We start from the raw sequence: 19,922 nt of genomic DNA, 5'->3' as shown, positions 1-19,922 counted from the left end.
AAAACCTCTGTCCGCCTATCGGCTCGACAGAGGTAATCTCCGCTTCACTTTCCGTTCAGCTACAGTCCAATGGACAGAGCGTCTCGCCAAGCAGTCGCGCTGCCTCCTCCGCCGAAACCGGATGGCTGAACAAATAGCCCTGCGCGAACGTACAGCCGTTATCCCGCAGCGCACTTAACTCCTCCACTCGCTCCACGCCTTCGGCTACGACCTCTAATCCCAATTGATGGGACATCGTCAGCACGGACGAAACGATTGCGGTATGTACGGCGTTCGTATCAATATGTCGGATGAACGATTGATCGATCTTCAGCTTGCCTACCGGCAGCTCCTTCAAGTACTTCAACGAGCTATAGCCCGTGCCGAAATCATCGATCGACAGATTAATGCCAAGCGCCTGCAGCTCTCTTAGAATCGGCAGTGCAGTATGGATATCCATCATGACGCCTTCGGTAATTTCCAGCTCCAGCCACCGCGATTCCAAGCCTGTCCGATGGAGCAAATTGACGAGTGATTCGGTGAATAAGGGGTCATAAAATTGACGCGACGAAATATTCACGCTGATCACGATCGGCGTGAATCCATTGTCCTGCCACTGTTTGTTTTGCCGACAGGCCTCTTCCAGTACCCATCTGCCGATCGGAACGATCAATCCCGTTTCCTCAGCTACGGGTATAAACTCGCCGGGTGAAACGGCCCCGAGCTCGGGATGAAACCATCGAATCAGACTCTCCATCCCTACCGGACGCGCATTGGCGGTTGCTACGATCGGCTGATAATAGAGCTTCAGCTGGCCTAGCTCCGCAGCCTTGCGCAAGTGCAGCTCGATCTCCATTCGCCGATGAAGCTGCTCGTTCAAGGAAGGATTGTATATGAGCGTCTGACGGCCCAGATGTTTGGCTTCGTACATCGCCATCTCTGAAGCCTGCAGCAGATGTTCTGCCCGATCCGAATGGTTCGGGTACAGACTGACGCCAATGCTGCTGCCGACGTATATATCTTGGTCGCCGAACTGGAATGGTCGATGGAGCTGCGCATGCAGCTGATCGATCATGTCCATCATTGCGGTCGACTCGTGATAAGTGAATAGATAGACGAAGGTATCGCCGCCCATTCGAACCGCACGCGCGTCATCGGCGCCCAGCTTCTGCAGCCTTCGTGCAATACTCATAAGCAGCTGGTCGCCAATGTCGTCTCCAAGCGATTCGTTCACCAGCTTGAAATGATTAAGTCCAATGAATAGCACGGCTGCTGTCCGTCCATTGCCGCCTGCAAGTTCCAGTGCTTGCTGCACATAATCCTGTGCATATTCACGGTTCGGAAGTCCCGTTAGTCCATCATAATGAATAAGCCGATTAATCCGTTCTTCGGTTCGACGTTGGTTCGTAATATCGACACTCAACGCAACAGCCTCAACGACATCGTCGTCTTCCCATAACGGCTGAATCGTCGTCCGATAGACGCGGCCATTCCAGCTGGTGTCGAACCAATCGATCTCTTCGCCTTCCCATGCCCTGCGGTACCTTTCCTCTTGGCGGCGCGCGACATGCGCAGGCATGAAATCAACAAGCTCGCGGCCGACTGCCTGTTCAGCATGAATGCCGAACAGCTCGCCGACGCAGCTTGTATGGATGAATCGGTCTTGCTCCAGCTTGAACTTCAACACAAGTCCGTTATAACGAACGAGCGTTTTCTTCAGCGTTTGCTGAGCTGCCTTGAGATCCTTCTCCATCTTCATACAAGTCAGCATCGCTTCCAGCAGGACGCGCATGGACGGTTCCTGCGGACGATTCATAACGATGAGTCTGCATCGCTGCATAAAATCGTTGATGACCATCGTATCCGCTGCATTCGCGAATAACAGATCTTTATGAAAATAATCCGCCGCTCCCCACTTTAATGCTTGAAACGTTAATGCCGAGCCTTCCGTTGCATAGCTGCTTAGCATCATGACCGGTACCGGGCAGCAGTCCATCAGATGGCGGAGCGCTGTAATCCCGTCCATATGGGGCATCTCCACATCCAAGATCACAAGATCAGGACGAAGCTCTAAGGCGCGCTCCACGCCTTCACGTCCATTGCCTGCCGTCCCAGCAACCTCAAAGTGCGGGCTGTCTTGGAAGAGCTTCACGATCAGCCGTCTCATTAGGCTTGAATCGTCCACAATCAACACACGATATGCCATCGCAGCATGTTCACCTCAACCGACAATTTCCTTCCATCTCGCTTCCGTTCCAGAGAAATCGATCAACTGAGCAATCTCGCTTCTTGCCTTGAAAATAAATCTTGCTGCCGAGCCGTTCAACTGCTGTTCCGTCAGGGTATAGGTCATCAACATTTGTTGATCATCATATTGGCAGGTTACGCCATTCGCCGTCATGCCCTGACCAGGCGTCTCAAGCTCCACGACCCGGGTCATCCGAACATAAGCAAGGGGAATCATCACCGAGTATTCGAGACTTAGCTGTCGGTCTCCGTTCATCATTCGAAAAAACTCGTGAAACTGCTCCCTCTCCCGCTTCCAAAGACTAACGTTGTTATTTAGTACTACTTCCGACCAACCCGTTGCATTGCCTCGACACGAAGCGATAAATTCGCTTCTGTAATCGGAAAGTAACTGCACGCCCCTCACCTCCATACACTTAAGTCGAAGTATAAGAATAATTTGTTAGAAAAGTTCTTCTGAATGTATTTGTTCTTTATTTGATCTTTATTAATCTCAAGTGCATAAAGCATGCAAATGTTTAAACAAAAAAAGCCGCCTGCCACCGCAAGTATGCGGGAGCAGTACGACTATTTATGATTTCATTGGCTGCATTTCATGCTCAGGCAATGAACGGATGATAGATTCGATCTCGGAAGCTGTTGCTTCTAACGTGCTTGCGTACGCAATCGGATTATCAACGATAACCGCCTCTAGCTGAATGGCGGCAACGGCTAGACGATGCGCGGACATGTTCTTCGCAACGCCAATCAGCGTATGCACTTCCCTTGCCGCATCTCGGTATTGTCCATCGCCCAGCTGACGAGTGACCCGATCCGCGAAATCCTTATATTCTTTCTTGAACAAATGCAAGATGTGCAGTGCGATCGACACTTTGCCTTCAAGCCGCTGCAGCATATGATCGAGATCGACCCCGACGATCGACTGCCGAATCGCATTGTACAGCTGCCGCTCCTCTGGCCGGCGAATCACATGTCTCTCTCGTGAAGCAGGAAGCCATTGGCTCACACATTTTCTTAACAATTCCGCATCCAACGGCTTCAGCACAATATCGTTAATGCCGATCTCATAATAAGCTTGATGATCGCTCTGCATCGCATTCGCAGTAAGCGCAATGATCGGAATATGCGAGTGGTTCGCGTTTGCCCGAATTCGCTTGGTCGCTTCGTAGCCGTTCATGACCGGCATATACATATCCATCAGAATGAGATCGAAGTTTCGTTCCTGCAGATGCTCAAGCGCTTCAAGCCCATGATTGGCAACTGTCACCTCGAACCCCTGCATACGCAGCAACTCCCCTGCCACCTGCTGATTGATTGCATTATCCTCGACAAGCAGAATGGTTGGTTGTACGTCGTGCTGCATCGACTCCATGACAGCTGTTTGTCCATCGGAACTTGCAACGAACACGCCTCCGCTAATAATACGCTGCAAGGTTTGGAAGAGCTCCAGACGGCTAGTCGGCTTGCTGAGCATCGCCTCCGGCAGCTGATCGCCCATCATCTGCACAATTTCTTCCCGCGCATAGGCGGAGGTCAGCGCAATTACCGCAATATTGTTCTTGCTGCACAGCTCCATAATGCGATGCCATGTATGTTCGCCATACATGTCGTCCATCTCCATATCGACCACAATGCAGTCGATGCGGTCGGACACTCGCGATGTCCGGTCTAGAAATTGATGAAAGTGATCCCACGTCTGCGAAATCGTAACCTGACAACCGAATGATTCCAGCGTACGGGCCATAATGTCACGACTAAGCCGGTCATCCTCGACAAGGTGGACTCGAATGCGGCTCTTATCCGTTTGGAGCGCCCATGTTCGTCGATGCTCATCCGGCTGAACGGTCGGCATCTCCAATTCGAACTGGAATCGACTTCCGAAGCCGATCTCGCTGCTTACCCGAAGCTCTCCTCCAAGCAGTGTCACGAGCTCTTTCACGATCGGCAGCCCTAAGCCGGTGCCGGCCTGCTTGCCGCCGCTGTCATAATCGGCTTGCCAGAATGGCTCATAGAGCATTCGAAGCTGCTCTCTGGACATGCCTATGCCGGTATCCTCGACCGTAAATCGGATGACTGCCTTGAGGTCGGTTCGCTGCATCTGCTGAATGTAGAGGTGAACATGTCCATGTTCCGTGAACTTAATCGCATTGCTGCAAAGATTCATCAGAATTTGCTTCAGACGAAGCGGATCGCCTTTCAATTGCGCCGGAAGATATGCATCCGTCTCTACGATGACCTCTACCTGCTTGATCCCTTTCAACACCGTGAGCGTGTCCGTCAGCTCATAGATGAGTGCATCCATATCGAAATCGACCTGCTCCATCTTCAGTTTGCCGGCTTCGATCTTGGACAGATCCAGGATGTCATTAATAATACCGAGCAGTAGATGCGAAGAGGACATGATCTTGTGCAAATAATCCTGCTGCGTGTCCGACAGCTCCGTATGCTTCATCAGCTGGGACAAGCCGATAATTCCGTTGAGAGGCGTTCGAATTTCATGGCTGACCCTTGCCAGGAACCGGCTCTTCGCCCGACTTTCCTGATCGGCTTGCTTGAGATCGGTAATTTCGTGCATGCTGCAAATCATATACCCTTCAACTTCGGTTGTCCCATGAATATCGGAGAGAATGACATCATATTCACGGACTTGTCCATCCGCCATCACTAACGTTGTCTCGAAGCCGGTTTTACGTCCGGTAGCTGCAATTTCCGTCCAATGCTTCCGCCATTGCGCCTCGTTCATCTTCATGCCCAGCTCGAATAACGAGCGGCCAATCACTTCATGTTGTTCAATGCGGGCCATATTGCAGAAGTAACTATTAGCGAACAAGACGGCGCCGTCGCGATCGAGCTCCAGAATGAAATCCTGCGGATTCTCCGCGAGCGAAAGATAACGCTCCTCGCTTTCGTGGAATTTCCTTTCCGCCGCCTTCTGCTCGGAGATATCGACAATCGACCCGATTACCGAGGTTACAACGTCATCTTCAATGATCGGCTGCATGGTAACCCATAAAACGAAAGGACCAAGATCGCTTTCATAGTTAGCACCGATCCCGCTCTTCCATACCGAGTCAATTTGTCCTGTAAAATGAGCGCTCTCCGCCTTCGGAAGAAACGAAGCGACTTTCAATCCCGTATCATAATCAGCCAACTCTCCGCCCAACACCTCCGCAATGCTGGCCAGCAGCTTGCCGCTTATCATTTTGTACACATAGTGCTCGTCCTGCTTAATAATCTTGAAGGTGATGCCGTTATGCATTCGCATCGTGTTGGTAAGCTCGTCCTTCGTCTCCTTGAGCTGCTCCTGCACCTCGGTCGTCTTGTGCAAGTATCGAATCAGGAACCCGATGAACAAGATGCCTACCCACGCTGTTATTAAATAGGGAATTGTCGTGCTAATGCGAAACAATTCATAGGTTCGTTCAAGTCCCGAAACACTAAATACGATCACGGTAGAAATTGATAAAAGCCGCCAACGACGCTTGTAAGATTCAGTCTTTCGTATTATGAAGAACGCACATACAGCGACAGCTCCAAGCACCAGCAGAGCTCTCAACCATGCGCTAAGATCCCCCATATTAGGAATGGTCATCGTCATTAACGAGATAATCCCGGCTATCCCCCCGCCAAAATGCATCGCAACAAGGATGGCGACAGCTCGCAGGCTCAATACGGAACCCGTGCTGGTCGTAATGCCGAATTCATAAAGCGCGACCCCAGATAATCCCATGTACAAACCAATTAATATCGCGCTCGCTTTTGACGATATACTTTTAGCATAGGGATGAACAAGCAGCTGGATACCGACGAACGTAAAGATTGCGAGCAAGGATAGATTCAATAAAAAATGCTCATACATCGGGGACCACCCTTCCGGAGACTAGCAACATGTCCTACGTAATCATGAATCAAGTTTATACTAAATTGGCGATAGACGGACATATTTCGACATTATATAATAAGAGCGCACCTAATTATTAGCAAAGTATTAGCATTCTTAACATTCGTTTCATTAAGGCGGGAACACAACGATGACGAAAGTACTAATTATAGAAGACGATAATATCTTCGGTGACATGTTAAGCCTATATCTTACAGAGGAACAGTATGAGGTTGTACGCGTAGCAAGCGCCGGAGAAGGCTTGCGGACGCTCTCGGATTATGCCCCGAACGTCATCCTGCTCGATCTCATGCTGCCGGATACCGAAGGAATCAACGCCTGCGCTTTGCTAAGAGAGTTTACGAACATTCCGATTATCGTCATCTCTGCCGAGACGAAAGTGTCCGAGCGCATCCAATCCCTGAGTGAGGGAGCGGATGATTACATGGTGAAGCCGTTCAGCATGCAAGAACTGAAGGCTCGCATTGAAGCTGTTCTTCGTCGTACAATTGTCACTCAGACGCAGATGGCGCCCCCTTCCCCTGTCACTCCATCAGCCGATGAGCGTTCGCTGACGCTCGATTTGGCGCGGCGTCTGCTTATTTGCAACGGCGCGGAGATCGAAACGACCTATTCGGAATTCGAGATCATGAAGCTGCTCTACAACAATCCAAGCAAAGTATTCAGCCGTGAGGAACTTATCAATGCGATTCGCGGCATCGATTCCTACATCAACGAGCGGGCGATCGACGTACATATTACAAACCTTCGCAAGAAGATCGAGAGCAATCCCAAAGAGCCTCAATATATTAAGACCGTATGGGGCGTCGGTTATAAATTTATGCGAAAACCTCTATAGAGGGTTATACGGTCACAAAATAGAGGGGTGCGCGCACCCCTCTATTTTCTTGCATTCACCATCAGCATCAGAGAATCCATGCTACGCTGGCAGACAAGATGCTCCTCCATTCGATAGACTCCGTTACGAAATATGCTTCATTCTTCTGCCCAGCGCAAGCGCTAGACGAGCTCGCCTCAGCTCGGCGCTGTCGCTGCTATAACCACCCTCCGCCAGCATGCTGCTCATGCAGATCGACATCAGCTTGCGGACGCTTGTAATATTCATTTTCTTAAAAATGTTCGCAACATGGTTTTTCACCGTTTTCTCGCTTATAAACAAACAATCAGCCAGCTCCTTGTTCGTGTAGCCGTTAAAAACAATTAAGGAGACGACCTCGAATTCGCGGCTCGTCAGCTGGCATTGCTCATCGAATTGTAGTTGATTCATCGCCATTCATCTTCCCTTACACAATTTGTCGTTCTAAATGTAAGGCAATACTATTAATTTCGAATCGCAAAAAGTATTAATCAATCATTTGCTTTCCTCACAAATGATTAAAAAATGAGCAAACAAAAACTCGGTTCCCTTCTCACTTGAAGGTACCGAGTTTTTTGGGTAGCACCAGCTTATAGCCGACGCCGCGAATCGATTCGATCTGGACGGACTGCTGACCAAGCTCCAGCTTCTTGCGAAGCGAGCTGACATGCACATCGACCGTACGCTGGCCGCCGATATAATCGAAGCCCCATACGATATTCATCAGGTCATCGCGAGTAATGACCATGCCTGGACGTTGAACAAGGTAGAGCAGCACCTCGAACTCCTTCGGACGCAGCGGCACGGTCTCGCCGTTGAGCACAACCTCATACTTCTCCGGGAAGATAGACAGGTCGCCGGCGGTAATGACCTTCTCGTTCGACTCGACCGTCGCTTTGCCTTCGTCCTGCTGTGTCCGACGCAGAACAGCCGATACACGTGCGAGCAGCTCCGCGACGCCGAACGGCTTCGTAATGTAGTCGTCCGCTCCGTGCTTCAATCCTTGGACGACTTCTTCCTCTGCGTTGCGAGCCGTCAGAATAATGATCGGCGTCCGAATGCCATGCTGCCGGAGACGGGTCAGTATTTCGAAACCGTTCATCCCCGGAAGCATGATATCTAGAATAATGAGATCAAAGCTTCGCTGCAGTGCAGCCTGCAGCCCTTCGCCACCATGATCGATGACCGTCGTCTCATAGCCTTCCTGCGTCAAGTTATACGACAACAAACGCGCCAACGTCGGTTCATCTTCTATGACCAGCACCTTATGAGACATGGAATCCTCCAACTCGCGCATTATCGACAATGACTTTACGCGAAAGTTACAATTTTACAACCATTTTATCACGGTTTCGTCAATAATGGTCAATACTTTTCTTGCCATACTTATGGATGGATAACAGGAATTTCAATCGTAAACTTCGTTCCGACTCCAACTTCGCTCTCTACAGCGATTGTACCGTTATGGAGCTCAACGAGATGCTTGACGATCGACAATCCAAGTCCAGTGCCGCCTGAGCTTCGCGAGCGTGCCTTGTCCACGCGGTAGAAGCGTTCGAAGATGCGCGGCAGATCCTTCTTCGGAATGCCGATGCCTGTATCCTTAATAACAATGCGTATACGATCATAATCATCTCGCGTTTCGTCCGATAGCGCATAAGGGCTTACCGATGCAGGCCATACCGGCTCTACCATAACCGTTACTTTGCCGCCCTCCGGCGTATAGTTAATGCCGTTGGACAATAGGTTCATCATGATTTGGCGAAGACGATCCTCGTCTGCCTCCACATAGATGTCGCTCTCGGCGATGAGATCCAGTCGAATCGACTTGCGGGCAGCTTCCGCTTCGAGCAGCTGAACCGTCTTCGCCGCGAACGACTGCATCTCCACTGGCGAGAACATAAGCGGAACACGCCGAGATTCGATTTTGGACAATTCCAGTATATCACCGATGAGTCGATTCAACCGCTCGCTCTCGTCGTAAATAATCTGCAGGAACGAACGCGTCGTCTCCTCATCCTTAACGGCACCGCCAAGCAATGTCTCTGCGAAGCCTTTCACCGCTGCCACCGGGGTCTTAAGCTCGTGCGACACGTTCGCCACGAACTCGCTGCGCATCCGTTCAAGTCGGCGAATCGCCGACACGTCCTGCAGCACCAGCAGAATGCCTACGAATTCATTATCCTGCATGACAGGCACGAGGTTGAGCTCGAGCAGCCGCTCTTCTGGATAATAGAACGTCATCTCCTCGTGGATATAAGACTGTTTCTCGAACGCCTCTCGAATAAGCGAGGTCAGCTCGTGCTGCTGTCTAGCATCCGAATAATGGCGGCCGACCAGCTCGCGCGAAGTGAACCCTAGAATATCCTCTGCACGACGGCTCAGCAAGACGATATTACCTGTCACATCGATCATCACGATACCGTTGATCATGTTGTCGAGCACGCTCTCCAGCTGGCTTTCGTTCTGACGAATGCGCTCCATTTGCACTTGCAAGCTGTCAGCCATCGCATTGATCGCATAACCTAATTCGCCGATCTCATCCTGCTTCTTCACCGTTACGCGGGCTCTGTAATCCTGCCGTTGAATTCGCTTCGCAACCTTCGTGATCTGCTCCAACGGACGAGTCATGCCGCTTGCCACGCGGTAGCTGATAAGCGCAGCGACGAGGAACAACACAAGCAGCCAGACGATAAGTGCCGTCCACAAATTGCGGATGCTCTGCTCGACATCGGCCAAGCTCATGGCAAGGCGAATAATATGAGGACCTTCATCGGTCTGAACTTGCAAAGCAACATATAACATATTCTGATTCGTCGTGTCGCTCATTCGAATGCTGGTGCCGACTTCACCCGACAGCGCTTCTATTACTTCTTTGCGCGACTTATGATTGTCCATCGTATGCGGATCATGGTCGGAGTCTCCGACGACAATGCCGTCCATTTGAATAATGGTAACGCGAGAATCCGCATTCTTCTTCATGTCCGACGCAAGCTGCGTATAGTATTGAAGTTGGGTCGACAAGCTCTCGTCATTAGGCGCCCACTCCATCCCTGCCGCAATGATGCGAATTTCCCGCACCATGCTGTCTTCCAAAGCTTGAATATGATTGCGTTTGAACATTTGAGCCATTAGAAGACCGGAGGCAAGCACCGATAAACCAATAATGCCGATCATAATAAGCGTTAATCGTGAACGAAAGCTGTTCATCATTGTCAACTCCTGTCGCCTCAAGGCAGCATACGATTTCTATCGTACATGGATGGGCGACGGTTCGCCAGCATCAGGTTTGTTAAGTTTTTGTAAACGGCGATTCATTGGGCGGCTCTTAATTTCCTATGCGATAAAAAATAATGATGCAGCGTCGCCATCGGCTGCTGAATGAGAATCGACAGGACGACAGGCACGGCTGACAACGGTTCGAAGTAGCCCATCGCCAGCACGATGCCGAGCGAAATATTGCGCATGCCGGACGCATACGACACCGTCACAAGCGTCTCGCGGTTTCGGAATGGCAGCGAACCGAAGTAGCCCAACGCGTAGCAGATTGCGACAAGCAGGATACTGATAGGCACAAGCCGGACCATATCCCCTTTAAGCTGCTCTACATACGGCTCGATTGCCGCAGCGTTAAGCGCCACCACAGCGACGAAGCACAGCTTCGAGATCGGCGAAGCGATATGCTGCACTTTGCTCTGGATGCGCCCTTTGGACAGCTCGTACAAGATAACGCCAATAATAGTTGGAGCTACAATAATTAGCACCAGGTCGCGAATCATGCCGCCTGTATCGATATCGACCACCGCGCCGAACATCAGCTTGATGCCCGAGGGCACGACGATTGGACTTACAGCTGAATCCAATACCACTAAGGCGAGCATTAACGCGATGCTTCCGCCTGACATACCTACCCATAGCACAGATGATACCCCAAGCGGAATAATCGCAAACAAGACAAGCCCGACAACATAAGGAGAATGAGGACCAAATAATGCAGCGCCTATCCCATAGGCGATCAATGGCGCGGCGATATGCGTCAATACGAAGGTCCAGCCGATAATGACAGGACGCCGCAGCACTTCGCGCAGCTGTCCCAAACCGCAGCCGATCGCCATCGTAAGCGTGACATAAGCGAATAAATAAGGACCCGCGTCGACCATCGGACGCAGCGCCGAAGAGCATAGAAACCCGATAATGAGCGATCCGGGAATCAGCAGGAACATCCATCTCTCAAACCAGCGACTAAAAGCCAATCCATTTCATCCCTCTCGCAGCAATTACGTTTCAGTATACTACGATTAGTAGGATGGAAAAAGCCCCGTGCAGCGCCATCTGGCGTGCATCGGAGCTTATGGAACGGCTCTTACATGAGCGGAAAATGGCAGGCTACTTCCCTTCCGCCCGACATTGCCCGCAGCTCCGGCTCCTCCTGCCTGCAGCGCGTCTGGGCAATGGGGCAGCGAGTATGAAACCGGCAGCCAGGCGGCGGATTTGCCGGCGAGGGAACGTCCCCTTGCAGCACAATTCGCTCACGCTGGTCCCGTGGGTCAGGCTTGGGCACTGCCGATAACAGCGCCGACGTGTACGGATGCAGCGGCTGCTTGAACAGCTCATCCGCTGATGATAACTCCACCAGCCGGCCCAAGTACATGACGCCTACGCGATCCGAAATATGGCGCACAATATGGAGTCCATGGGCGATGAACAAATAAGTCAGCCCAAGCTCCCGCTGAAGCTCCATAAGCAAGTTGACGATTTGCGATTGCACGGAGACATCAAGAGCAGATACAGCCTCGTCGGCTACGACAAACGATGGCCGAAGCGCAATCGCCCGCGCAATGCCAATCCGCTGCCGCTGCCCGCCAGAAAATTCATGCGGGTAACGGCCTCTGAACGAAGGATCAAGCCCTACCTTCTCCATCAAATCAACGACACGCGCATCGATGTCTCGGGAAGACAGCTTCGTGTGTACACGGAAGGGTTCGCCGATAATATCCCGGACGAGGAACCGCGGATTGAGCGAGCCGAACGGATCTTGGAAAATAAGCTGCATCCGCCCCCGCAGCTCGCGAAGCTCGCGCTGGCTGCGATCGCCGAGGCTGCTGCCCTCGAACCATACCTCGCCTGCTGTTGCTGCTTGCAGCTGCAGCATCACACGGCCGAGCGTCGACTTGCCGCAGCCGGATTCGCCGACGAGTCCGAACGTTTCGCCGCGTGCAATGGCAAGCGACACCCGGTCAACCGCTCGAACCGATCCTACTGTCCGATTGAGCAGCCCGTGTTTGATCGGAAAATGTTTGGACACGTTTCTTGCTTCAATGATCGGGCTGGATGTTGACGTCAATATTGCTTTGTTTGCCGACACTAATTCGCTACTCATCAACTCCTCGCCTCCCCGTTGTCCGATTCCAGCGCTGCAGCGAAGCCGGCAGCCGCATCTCCGTACAGCCAACAAGCTGCTTGCTGCTGCGGTCCGACCGTCAGCATCGGAGGCGCTTCGATCGAACATCTCGCCATCGCGTGAGGGCAGCGGGGATGAAACCGACAGCCCGAAGGAAGCGCGTGCAAAGAAGGCACGTGACCTTGAATGGTGCGAAGCTCGCTTAGCCGCTCGCCTTCCATGCTTGGTACCGACTGCATAAGTCCAACCGTATAAGGATGTGCAGGCCGATCAAACAGTGCATCTGTTGATCCTGTTTCAACAACTGCACCGGCATACATGACCGCGATCTGATCCGCCATCCGAGCCGCTACGCCCATGTCATGGGTAATGAGCAGCATCGACATGCCAAGCTCTCGCTGCAGCTGCTGCAGAAGATCGAGCAGCTGCGCTTGAACCGTTACGTCCAGCGCAGTTGTTGGCTCATCCGCGATCAGCAGCTCAGGCTTGCACGCAAGCGCAATTGCGATGACGACACGCTGACACATGCCGCCGGACAGCTCGTGCGGGTACTGCCTTGCGCGCGTCTCGGGGTCAGGAATGCCTACCATCCGAAGCAGTTCCACCGCCATCCGCTTCGCTTCAGACTTGCGCTTCCGCTGATGCAGCCTTATGCTTTCGGCAATCTGATCGCCAACGGTAAACACCGGATTGAGCGCTGACATCGGCTCCTGGAAGATCATCGCCATGCGGTTGCCGCGAATCCGAATCATCTGCCGCTGCGTCTGGTCCGTCAGCTCACTCCCTGCCAGACGGATGCTCCCTTCGAGAATACGTCCGCCAGCGAATTCCAGCAGCCGCATAATCGCAAGGGACGTGACGCTCTTGCCGCTGCCCGATTCCCCGACAAGGCAGAGCGTCTGTCCCTTGCCGATCGATAACGATACGCGGTCAATCGCTTTCACCGCGCCGTTATCCGTTGCGAAGCCTGCTGTTAAGTCTTTGATCGTGAGAAGCGGCTCCATGCTCTCCACCCCTTTCGTTCAGCCGCTCGCTGTTTCCGCGGGTCAAGCGCATCGCGAATGCCGTCGCCAACGAAATTGACGGCAAGCACAACGATCAGAATGCACATGCCTGGATAAAGCGCCTGCAGCGGATCGAGCAGCATGAACTCCTGCGCATTGCTTAACATCAGCCCCCAGCTTGTATCCGGCGATTGAATGCCTAGTCCGAGATAAGATAGCGCGGACTCGCTTAGAATCGCGCCGCCTACCATCAAGGTTGCCGTGACGATAATCGGCACCGTCGCATTGCGAAGCATATGACGGACAATGATGCCCGTATTGGAGACGCCGATCGCCCGTGCCGCCTCCACATACTGCATCTCTCTCAGTTGAAGGAACGTACCGCGGACAAGCCGCGCGACGCCCATCCAGCTCGTAAAGGCGAGAACAAGAATCATGTAACTGAACTTCGAGCCGAATATCGCAAGGATGAGAATGTTAAGAAACAACAGCGGCACCGCGTTCATCACATCGACGAGACGCATGAGAATCACATCGATCCAGCCTCCGAAGTAGCCCGAGACGGCACCAACAAGCGTGCCGATTAAGACGGAGACGAAAGCAACGGCGAAACCGACGGACAGCGATACTCGGCCGCTGTAGAGCAGCCGCGACCAAATATCGCGTCCCAACTCATCGGTTCCCAGCAGATGATCGCCAGTGCCCGGCGGCGCATCTGCATTCAACAGATCGATTCTCGCCGGGTCGTAGGGGGCGATATAACGTGCCAACACCGCCAGTCCAATGAACAGGATGAGAACGATCAATCCTGCAACCGCGTATGGATTGCGTTTGAACTTGCTCATCCCCGTTCGCCATAATCCAGGGGGCCGCTTCGGCAGTTTGCTTGTTGTAAGCACATTTGAATGTGATTTCGAAACGGTAGCGCCCTCGTTTCGACTGCTCCAGCCTGGCTCTGCTGCGGCGGCATGCTGACGCTCCTGCGTTGTCAGATCATTCATGCAGCCGTCCCTCCTTTGCGTCCAAGCTGGACGCGAGGATCGACAAGCGCATAGAGCAGATCGGCGATGAAGTTGCCTATAATGACGAGCACAGCCGTCACGATCGTAATCGCCATCAGCACCGAATACTCCCTTGCTAATGCCATCTCCACGAACAGCCGGCCCATGCCGGGCCAGTTGAACACATTTTCCGTAAGAGCCGCTCCGCTCACGAGAATGGGAAGATCAAGCCCGATTATCGTAATGATCGGAATAAGCGCATTGCGCAGTCCATGACGGTAGATGACTTTGCTTTCCCTCACGCCTTTCGCACGCGCCGTTCGAATATAATCCTGCTCGAGCACCTCCAGCATGCTGGTACGGGCGTATTTGACATACCCCGCCAAGAAGCCAAGCGTCAGCACCGAAACCGGCAATACGAGATGAAGAAGCAGGTCGCCTATTTGCCCCTCCTTGTCGATCGTCCACATGTCGGACAACGGCAGCCAGTTCAGCTTCAACGCGAACAACTCCTGCAGCAGAATCCCGAACCAGAATGTCGGCATGGCGAACCCGACATAGGAGATGAAGGACGCTGTCTGATCGGACCAGCCGTACGCCTTCGTACTGTTGTAGATGCCCCAAGGAATCGCGATCAGCAGCGATAACAGCCAAGACGTACCCATCAGCACCATCGTATGCCCGACAGTCGGCCACAGTATCTGACCGACCGGCAGATGATTCTTGAACGTATAACCAAGGTCGCCTTGCAGAAGGCCGCCCAGCCATTTCACATACTGCAAGGGGAGAGGGCGATCCAAGCCGAGATTATGCGCCTGCACCTTCGCTGCTTCCTGCGACAGGCCGGGGGAGAGGAAGATTTGAGTCGGTCCGCCCGGCGCGGCATGTATAAGTCCAAATGTAACAATCGAGATGAGAAACATAACGATTAAGGATTGAATGAAGCGCCTAACCAAATACTCGGTCATATCGCCGCCTCCCAGCAGTATGCGTACGTTACTTCACGGTTCCTTACTTGGAATCAACCCACCAGTTGTTAATATGGAAGAAGTATCCGTACGGAAGCGTCGGTTCTGGCGCATCCTCCTCCGCGTAATTAATCTTCGGTCCAAGCCCTTCCGGCAAGCCGTATTGGTACATGAATACGTAAGGCAGATCGGTCGAAATCTCTTTGCCGACCTCGGCATAGATTTGTTTACGCGCATTCTGATCAACCGTCGAATACCCGTCCACCCACAGCTGATCGAGCTTCTCATTCTTGTACCAGCCCGAGTTCTGTCCGTTCGGCGGAAAATATTTGGACGAGAAAATCGATTCTCCGTCCGGATCCGGATTGTTCAGCGACCATGACAGCAGCACGGCTTCGTACTTGCCCGGGGTCAAGTTCTGCTCCACCCACGCGGAGAAATCAACGGCTTTCGGCGTCATTTCAATGCCGACGTCCTTCAAGTTCTGTTGCATGACGGCCGCAACCTGCTCGCGTCGGCTGTTGCCCGCATTATATTGAAGCTCAAATGCAAATCGGTGACCGTCCTTCTCCAGAATGCCATCCTTGCCTGCCACCCAGCCATCTTCGGCAAGCAGCTTCTTGGCCTGTTCCGCATCATAGCCATAGTTCACGACCGCATCGCCTGGATCAGCCCATGAGCCTGGCAGGAACGGCGCATTCATCAGCTTGCCGGTCCCCTTCAGCACGTTGTCGACCATGCCTTGACGATTGAGGGCATAGGCAATTGCTTGCCTCGACTTCGGCGTTGCGAACGGGATGAACTTATCCTTGAAGTTATCCGCATTGAAGTTGAAGCCAACGTATTCATACAACGGTCCTGGCTCCAGTACCACATTGATGTCGCTCTTCTGCTTAACGGCTTCCACCTGTGTCACCGGAATCGCCTGCGTCAGATCGACGTCGCCTTTGATAAGCGCCTGAACCTCGGTATTCTGATCGGCGTATATTTTGAAAATCACCTTCTGAATATGCGGCTTCGGCCCCCAGTAATTCGGATCGGCCTCGAACGTCAAATTCTGCTTCTGCTTCCATTCCGTCCACTTCCACGGGCCGTTCGTGACTGTCTTCGCCGGATCCGTACCGTAAGGGTGCTTAAGCAGTTCCTCTGGCTTTACATCCTTCAGGACATGCGCAGGCACAATCGCGCTCGCGATGACATATTGGAACGGGGCGTACACTTGCTTAAGCGTAATGCGGACCGTGTGATCATCAACCTTCTCAATCGTGTCCACTTTATCGAATTGGCTTATGCCTGGAGAGGCTGCCTTCGGATCGCGGATCGCATTGAACGTGAAGACAACATCATCAGCTGTTACCGGCTGTCCGTCGCTCCACTTCGCTGTCGTCTTCAGCTTAATCGTATACGTTTTGCCGTCGGCCGATATTTCGGGCTTCTCGGATGCGAGCGACCAAGGCTCAGCGGTCACATTGCCCTGCCGATCTAGATCATACAAATTGGCGAACATGAAGTAAGCAGCATCGCCTGAGGATGTATCCTGAATGAATAATGGATTGGCAGAGACGATGTCGGAGAATGAGCTGATCGTTAACGTACCGCCGTCGGTCGGACCTTCTGCGACAGAAGTTCCTGGATCAGAAGCCTTTTCGCCTGTTGGCTCAGTCTGTGCCGGTGTATCTGTCTTTTCGACATCGGTATCGGTTGAACTAGACTCGCTGCAACCTGCCACCACCATTGCTATCAGCAACACGGACAATGACACCATGAACCACTTTTTCACCGTATCACCCTTCCCTCTCATTGGACGACGTTCCCTCGCCGCCTTATTTTTATCTGTTATGTAAATGGGTTATCTAGTTAAGCCGTATTGTATCACCGAAATTTTCGTTTGAGAATGAATATAATCACAATTTTCAGAATATTGGAACTTTTAAACTAGAACCTCTTTTTGTACGCGTTACCATTATCCCAATCCCCATATACTCCCATATTCACTTGTAAATTCGTTGACGATTCTGTAACGTAGACGATAAATATCAAAAAGATGAGAGGAGCAGCGCAAGCATGAGCAATAAGCCACAAACGAATGAATACGCGGCCGTCTTCGGCAAGTATATCGACCTGGTGCCACAGGGCGATCTCGTATCGATTCTAGTCGAACAATCGGAGCAGCTGGTACAGCTGTTGAGCGGAGTAAGCGAGGAGCAGTCCCATTACCGGTATGACGAGGGCAAATGGAGCATCCGCGAAGTCCTTGGTCATGTGATCGACAACGAACGCGTATGGACGTACCGACTCCTTCGAATCGCGCGCGGCGATCAAATGTCGTTCCCGAGCTACAATGAGAATCAGTTCATGGCGAACTCCCGCTTCGACGAAATTCCACTGAGCGAGCTGTTGGACGAGTTCGTCTCCCTGCGCAAATCGGCCATTTATTTGCTGAAAGGTCTGCCTGAGGAAGCATGGGATCGCGCCGGCACACTCTATGACGAACCGCTCACTACGCGTGCTGCAGCCGCCGTCGTCGCCGGTCACGAGAAGCATCATTGCAATATCATTCGGGAGCGGTATTTGCCCGGGTTGAGTTAATATATTGTTGTTGACGTATTCCCAATTAGAGGAATATAATAATCTCTAACTTCATTACCGCATTGTGCCGATGACGAGCATCCAACTCCGAGGCGTTTTCGTCAAGAAGGCTGCGCTGTCTGCGCATTCTATCCTAAGCTAACCGGGCCCGCCCGTTACCGCGGATCAAAGATGGAGAACGATTGCCGTTCTCCGAATTTGGGTGGCACCGCGAGCAAGCGCTCCTCGTCCCAATCATGGGATAAGGAGCGCTTATTTTATTGGTTGGATAACTAAGGAGGAATGCGTAAGTGGCGACAAGACTGTACAATTTCAATCCCGGGCCAGCGGCGCTGCCGCTAGAGGTGCTCGAGGAAGCAAAGCAAACAACCGTACAATACGGCGGGCGAGGCATCTCCATCATGGAAATGTCGCATCGGAGCAAACCCGTGGAACAGTTAGTGGCGGAATCGGAACAGCTGCTCCTAGAGCTTGCTGGACTTCCGCGGAACGAATACCGTGCGCTGTTCATGGGCGGTGGAGCAAGCGCGCAGTTCGCCATGCTGCCTTTAAACTTGCTGACGGAAGGTCATGCGGCAGACTATATTCTGTCCGGCAGCTTCTCGGAGAAGGCTCATCAGGAAGCGCAGTATATCGGGGAGGCACGGATTGCAGCAAGTTCGAAGGAAGAGCAGTGGCATCGCACGCCGGATGTTCGCGGTTTGAACATTCAAGCGGATGCCGCGTACGTTCATATGACGACGAACAATACGATCGAAGGCTCGCGTTTCAACACCTTCCCCGATACAGGCAATGTTCCGCTTATCGCAGATATGACGAGCGATCTGCTCAGTCGCGAGCTCGATTACAGCCGGTTCTCGATGATCTACGCCGGAGCGCAGAAAAATCTCGGACCTGCCGGCATTACCGCCGTCATCATCCGCCGAGATATGCTGGAACGCTGCTCGAAACAAATCCCGCTTATTTGGCGATATGCAACTTACGCAAGCAACGACTCGCTGTATAACACACCGCCGGTGCACGCGCTCTATATGACGAAGCTTGTGCTCGAATGGACCAAAAGACAGGGCGGTGTTCCGCAGCTTGAGACAGTCAATCGAGATAAGGCTGCGCTCATCTATGATGTAATCGATCGGAGCGGCGGGTTCTACGAAGGTATTATCGAGAAGAGCGACCGTTCGGATATGAACGTCACGTGGAGGCTTGCAAGCAAGGAGCTGGAGCAGCTATTCGTGCAGGAGTCGGAGCAGCAAGGCTTCGAAGGACTGGCCGGCCACCGCAGCGTTGGCGGCATCCGCGCATCGGCGTATAACGCTGTTCCGCGCACAGCGTGCCAGGCGCTTGCGGACTTTATGGCTGACTTTCAGCGGAGAAAGGGGTGAGACCCCTTTTCGATCCCCAAATTCAGAAACATCAAACTCTCAGGATAACGGATACAACCCCAACCAAACTCTCAGGATACATCCCCAACCAAACCCTCCCCTTCAAAGGGGAGGGCCCCAAAGGGCATCTTGCCCTCTGGACTCCCCGAAGGACTGGTCTAGATACAACGAGGGGATTGGGAATGCTGGACTTTCCTAGACACGTCCGCACGTATGCACACGGTTCGGCGCTCACTTGGTTGTGAGTGCTGGTGCTCGCTTTCGTCCCTGCGGGACACGCTTTACGTCTGTGCACCTGCAAGGTCATCCCTTCGGGATTCTAAACCTCTATTTGTGTTAGAAACCAAACGCTCAGGATACATCCCCACCCAAACCCTCCCCTTCAAGGGGAGGGCCCCAAAGGGCATCTTGCTCTCTGGACTCCCTGAAGGACTGATCTAGGTACAACGAGGGGATTGGGAATGCCGGACTTTCCTAGACACGTTCGCACGTAGCACACGGTTCGTCGCTCCCTTGTTTGTGCGTGCTGGTGCTCGCTTTCGTCCCTGCGGGACACGCTCTACGGTTGGTGCACCTGCTGGGTCATCCCTTCGG

15 protein-coding genes are annotated in these 19,922 nt (G+C 52.6%); 3 read left to right on the top strand and 12 right to left on the bottom strand.

Going from position 1 to position 19,922, the window contains the following annotated elements:
* Nucleotides 1-55 precede the first annotated feature (55 nt).
* From SBI19_RS10165 to SBI19_RS10155, 3 genes are all read right to left on the bottom strand, one after another.
* A complete protein-coding gene (locus SBI19_RS10165) occupies nucleotides 56-2,185 on the bottom strand; it encodes a two-component system response regulator (RefSeq protein WP_317967640.1) in 2,130 nt (709 codons plus the stop codon).
* A 15-nt stretch (nucleotides 2,186-2,200) separates the two neighbouring features.
* The gene (locus SBI19_RS10160; RefSeq protein ID WP_317967638.1) at nucleotides 2,201-2,623 is read right to left on the bottom strand and encodes a hypothetical protein; all 423 of its coding nucleotides are present in this window, start codon (nucleotides 2,621-2,623) and stop codon (nucleotides 2,201-2,203) included.
* 174 nt (nucleotides 2,624-2,797) lie between these two features.
* Nucleotides 2,798-6,085, bottom strand: a complete 3,288-nt coding sequence (locus tag SBI19_RS10155) for a response regulator (RefSeq protein ID WP_317967636.1) — start codon at nucleotides 6,083-6,085, stop codon at nucleotides 2,798-2,800.
* A gap of 172 nt (nucleotides 6,086-6,257) precedes the next feature.
* Between SBI19_RS10155 and SBI19_RS10150 the strand changes: the two genes are divergently transcribed.
* On the top strand, nucleotides 6,258-6,965 hold the full coding sequence (locus SBI19_RS10150) for a response regulator transcription factor (protein ID WP_317967634.1): 708 nt from the start codon (nucleotides 6,258-6,260) through the stop codon (nucleotides 6,963-6,965).
* 123 nt (nucleotides 6,966-7,088) lie between these two features.
* Here SBI19_RS10150 and SBI19_RS10145 read toward each other — a convergent pair whose 3' ends face one another.
* The 9 genes from SBI19_RS10145 to SBI19_RS10105 all read right to left on the bottom strand — a co-directional run bounded on the left by SBI19_RS10145 (nucleotide 7,089) and on the right by SBI19_RS10105 (nucleotide 17,122).
* A complete protein-coding gene (locus SBI19_RS10145) occupies nucleotides 7,089-7,394 on the bottom strand; it encodes a response regulator transcription factor (protein ID WP_317967632.1) in 306 nt (101 codons plus the stop codon).
* Between the two features lie 142 nt (nucleotides 7,395-7,536).
* The gene (locus SBI19_RS10140; RefSeq protein WP_317967630.1) at nucleotides 7,537-8,259 is read right to left on the bottom strand and encodes a response regulator transcription factor; all 723 of its coding nucleotides are present in this window, start codon (nucleotides 8,257-8,259) and stop codon (nucleotides 7,537-7,539) included.
* 110 nt (nucleotides 8,260-8,369) lie between these two features.
* On the bottom strand, nucleotides 8,370-10,193 hold the full coding sequence (gene pnpS / locus SBI19_RS10135; RefSeq protein WP_317967842.1) for a two-component system histidine kinase PnpS: 1,824 nt from the start codon (nucleotides 10,191-10,193) through the stop codon (nucleotides 8,370-8,372).
* A 104-nt stretch (nucleotides 10,194-10,297) separates the two neighbouring features.
* Nucleotides 10,298-11,236: a bile acid:sodium symporter family protein gene (locus tag SBI19_RS10130; RefSeq protein ID WP_317967628.1), complete on the bottom strand. Its 939-nt coding sequence runs from the start codon at nucleotides 11,234-11,236 to the stop codon at nucleotides 10,298-10,300.
* A 110-nt stretch (nucleotides 11,237-11,346) separates the two neighbouring features.
* Nucleotides 11,347-12,363 carry an ABC transporter ATP-binding protein gene (locus SBI19_RS10125; protein ID WP_317967626.1) on the bottom strand — a complete coding sequence of 339 codons (1,017 nt, stop codon included), beginning with the start codon at nucleotides 12,361-12,363 and terminating at the stop codon, nucleotides 11,347-11,349.
* The gene (locus SBI19_RS10120) at nucleotides 12,363-13,388 is read right to left on the bottom strand and encodes an ABC transporter ATP-binding protein (RefSeq protein WP_317967624.1); all 1,026 of its coding nucleotides are present in this window, start codon (nucleotides 13,386-13,388) and stop codon (nucleotides 12,363-12,365) included. Before SBI19_RS10120 ends, SBI19_RS10125 begins: the two co-directional genes overlap by 1 nt.
* Nucleotides 13,358-14,389, bottom strand: a complete 1,032-nt coding sequence (locus SBI19_RS10115) for an ABC transporter permease (protein WP_317967622.1) — start codon at nucleotides 14,387-14,389, stop codon at nucleotides 13,358-13,360. The genes SBI19_RS10120 and SBI19_RS10115 overlap by 31 nt, the downstream gene beginning before the upstream one ends.
* Nucleotides 14,386-15,357, bottom strand: coding sequence for an ABC transporter permease (locus SBI19_RS10110; RefSeq protein WP_317967620.1), 972 nt, complete (start codon nucleotides 15,355-15,357; stop codon nucleotides 14,386-14,388). Before SBI19_RS10110 ends, SBI19_RS10115 begins: the two co-directional genes overlap by 4 nt.
* 43 nt (nucleotides 15,358-15,400) lie before the next feature.
* Nucleotides 15,401-17,122 carry a peptide-binding protein gene (locus SBI19_RS10105; protein WP_483312270.1) on the bottom strand — a complete coding sequence of 574 codons (1,722 nt, stop codon included), beginning with the start codon at nucleotides 17,120-17,122 and terminating at the stop codon, nucleotides 15,401-15,403.
* A 299-nt stretch (nucleotides 17,123-17,421) separates the two neighbouring features.
* Here SBI19_RS10105 and SBI19_RS10100 point away from each other — a divergent pair, with 299 nt between their 5' ends.
* Nucleotides 17,422-17,946 (top strand): DinB family protein, encoded by a 525-nt coding sequence (locus tag SBI19_RS10100; RefSeq protein WP_317967618.1) that lies wholly within the window; start codon nucleotides 17,422-17,424, stop codon nucleotides 17,944-17,946.
* Between the two features lie 290 nt (nucleotides 17,947-18,236).
* Nucleotides 18,237-19,328, top strand: a complete 1,092-nt coding sequence (gene serC / locus SBI19_RS10095; RefSeq protein WP_317967616.1) for a 3-phosphoserine/phosphohydroxythreonine transaminase — start codon at nucleotides 18,237-18,239, stop codon at nucleotides 19,326-19,328.
* The last annotated feature ends 594 nt before the right edge of the window (nucleotides 19,329-19,922 follow it).

This window comes from Paenibacillus sp. CCS19 (assembly GCF_033239625.1).
Classification (GTDB): Bacteria; Bacillota; Bacilli; order Paenibacillales; family Paenibacillaceae; genus Paenibacillus_T.
Note: the sequence above shows the minus strand (reverse complement) of the source record. Positions and strands in the feature narration are given on the sequence as shown.

Coding starts and splice junctions, on each gene's coding strand:
- SBI19_RS10110 (WP_317967620.1), bottom strand. CDS start 15,357: ATGACCGAGTATTTGGTTAGGCGCTTCATTCAATCCTTAATCGTTATG.
- SBI19_RS10145 (WP_317967632.1), bottom strand. CDS start 7,394: ATGAATCAACTACAATTCGATGAGCAATGCCAGCTGACGAGCCGCGAA.
- SBI19_RS10115 (WP_317967622.1), bottom strand. CDS start 14,389: ATGAATGATCTGACAACGCAGGAGCGTCAGCATGCCGCCGCAGCAGAG.
- SBI19_RS10120 (WP_317967624.1), bottom strand. CDS start 13,388: ATGGAGCCGCTTCTCACGATCAAAGACTTAACAGCAGGCTTCGCAACG.
- SBI19_RS10165 (WP_317967640.1), bottom strand. CDS start 2,185: ATGGCATATCGTGTGTTGATTGTGGACGATTCAAGCCTAATGAGACGG.
- SBI19_RS10100 (WP_317967618.1), top strand. CDS start 17,422: ATGAGCAATAAGCCACAAACGAATGAATACGCGGCCGTCTTCGGCAAG.
- pnpS (WP_317967842.1), bottom strand. CDS start 10,193: ATGAACAGCTTTCGTTCACGATTAACGCTTATTATGATCGGCATTATT.
- SBI19_RS10105 (WP_483312270.1), bottom strand. CDS start 17,122: ATGGTGTCATTGTCCGTGTTGCTGATAGCAATGGTGGTGGCAGGTTGC.
- SBI19_RS10125 (WP_317967626.1), bottom strand. CDS start 12,363: ATGAGTAGCGAATTAGTGTCGGCAAACAAAGCAATATTGACGTCAACA.
- SBI19_RS10150 (WP_317967634.1), top strand. CDS start 6,258: ATGACGAAAGTACTAATTATAGAAGACGATAATATCTTCGGTGACATG.
- SBI19_RS10155 (WP_317967636.1), bottom strand. CDS start 6,085: ATGTATGAGCATTTTTTATTGAATCTATCCTTGCTCGCAATCTTTACG.
- SBI19_RS10140 (WP_317967630.1), bottom strand. CDS start 8,259: ATGTCTCATAAGGTGCTGGTCATAGAAGATGAACCGACGTTGGCGCGT.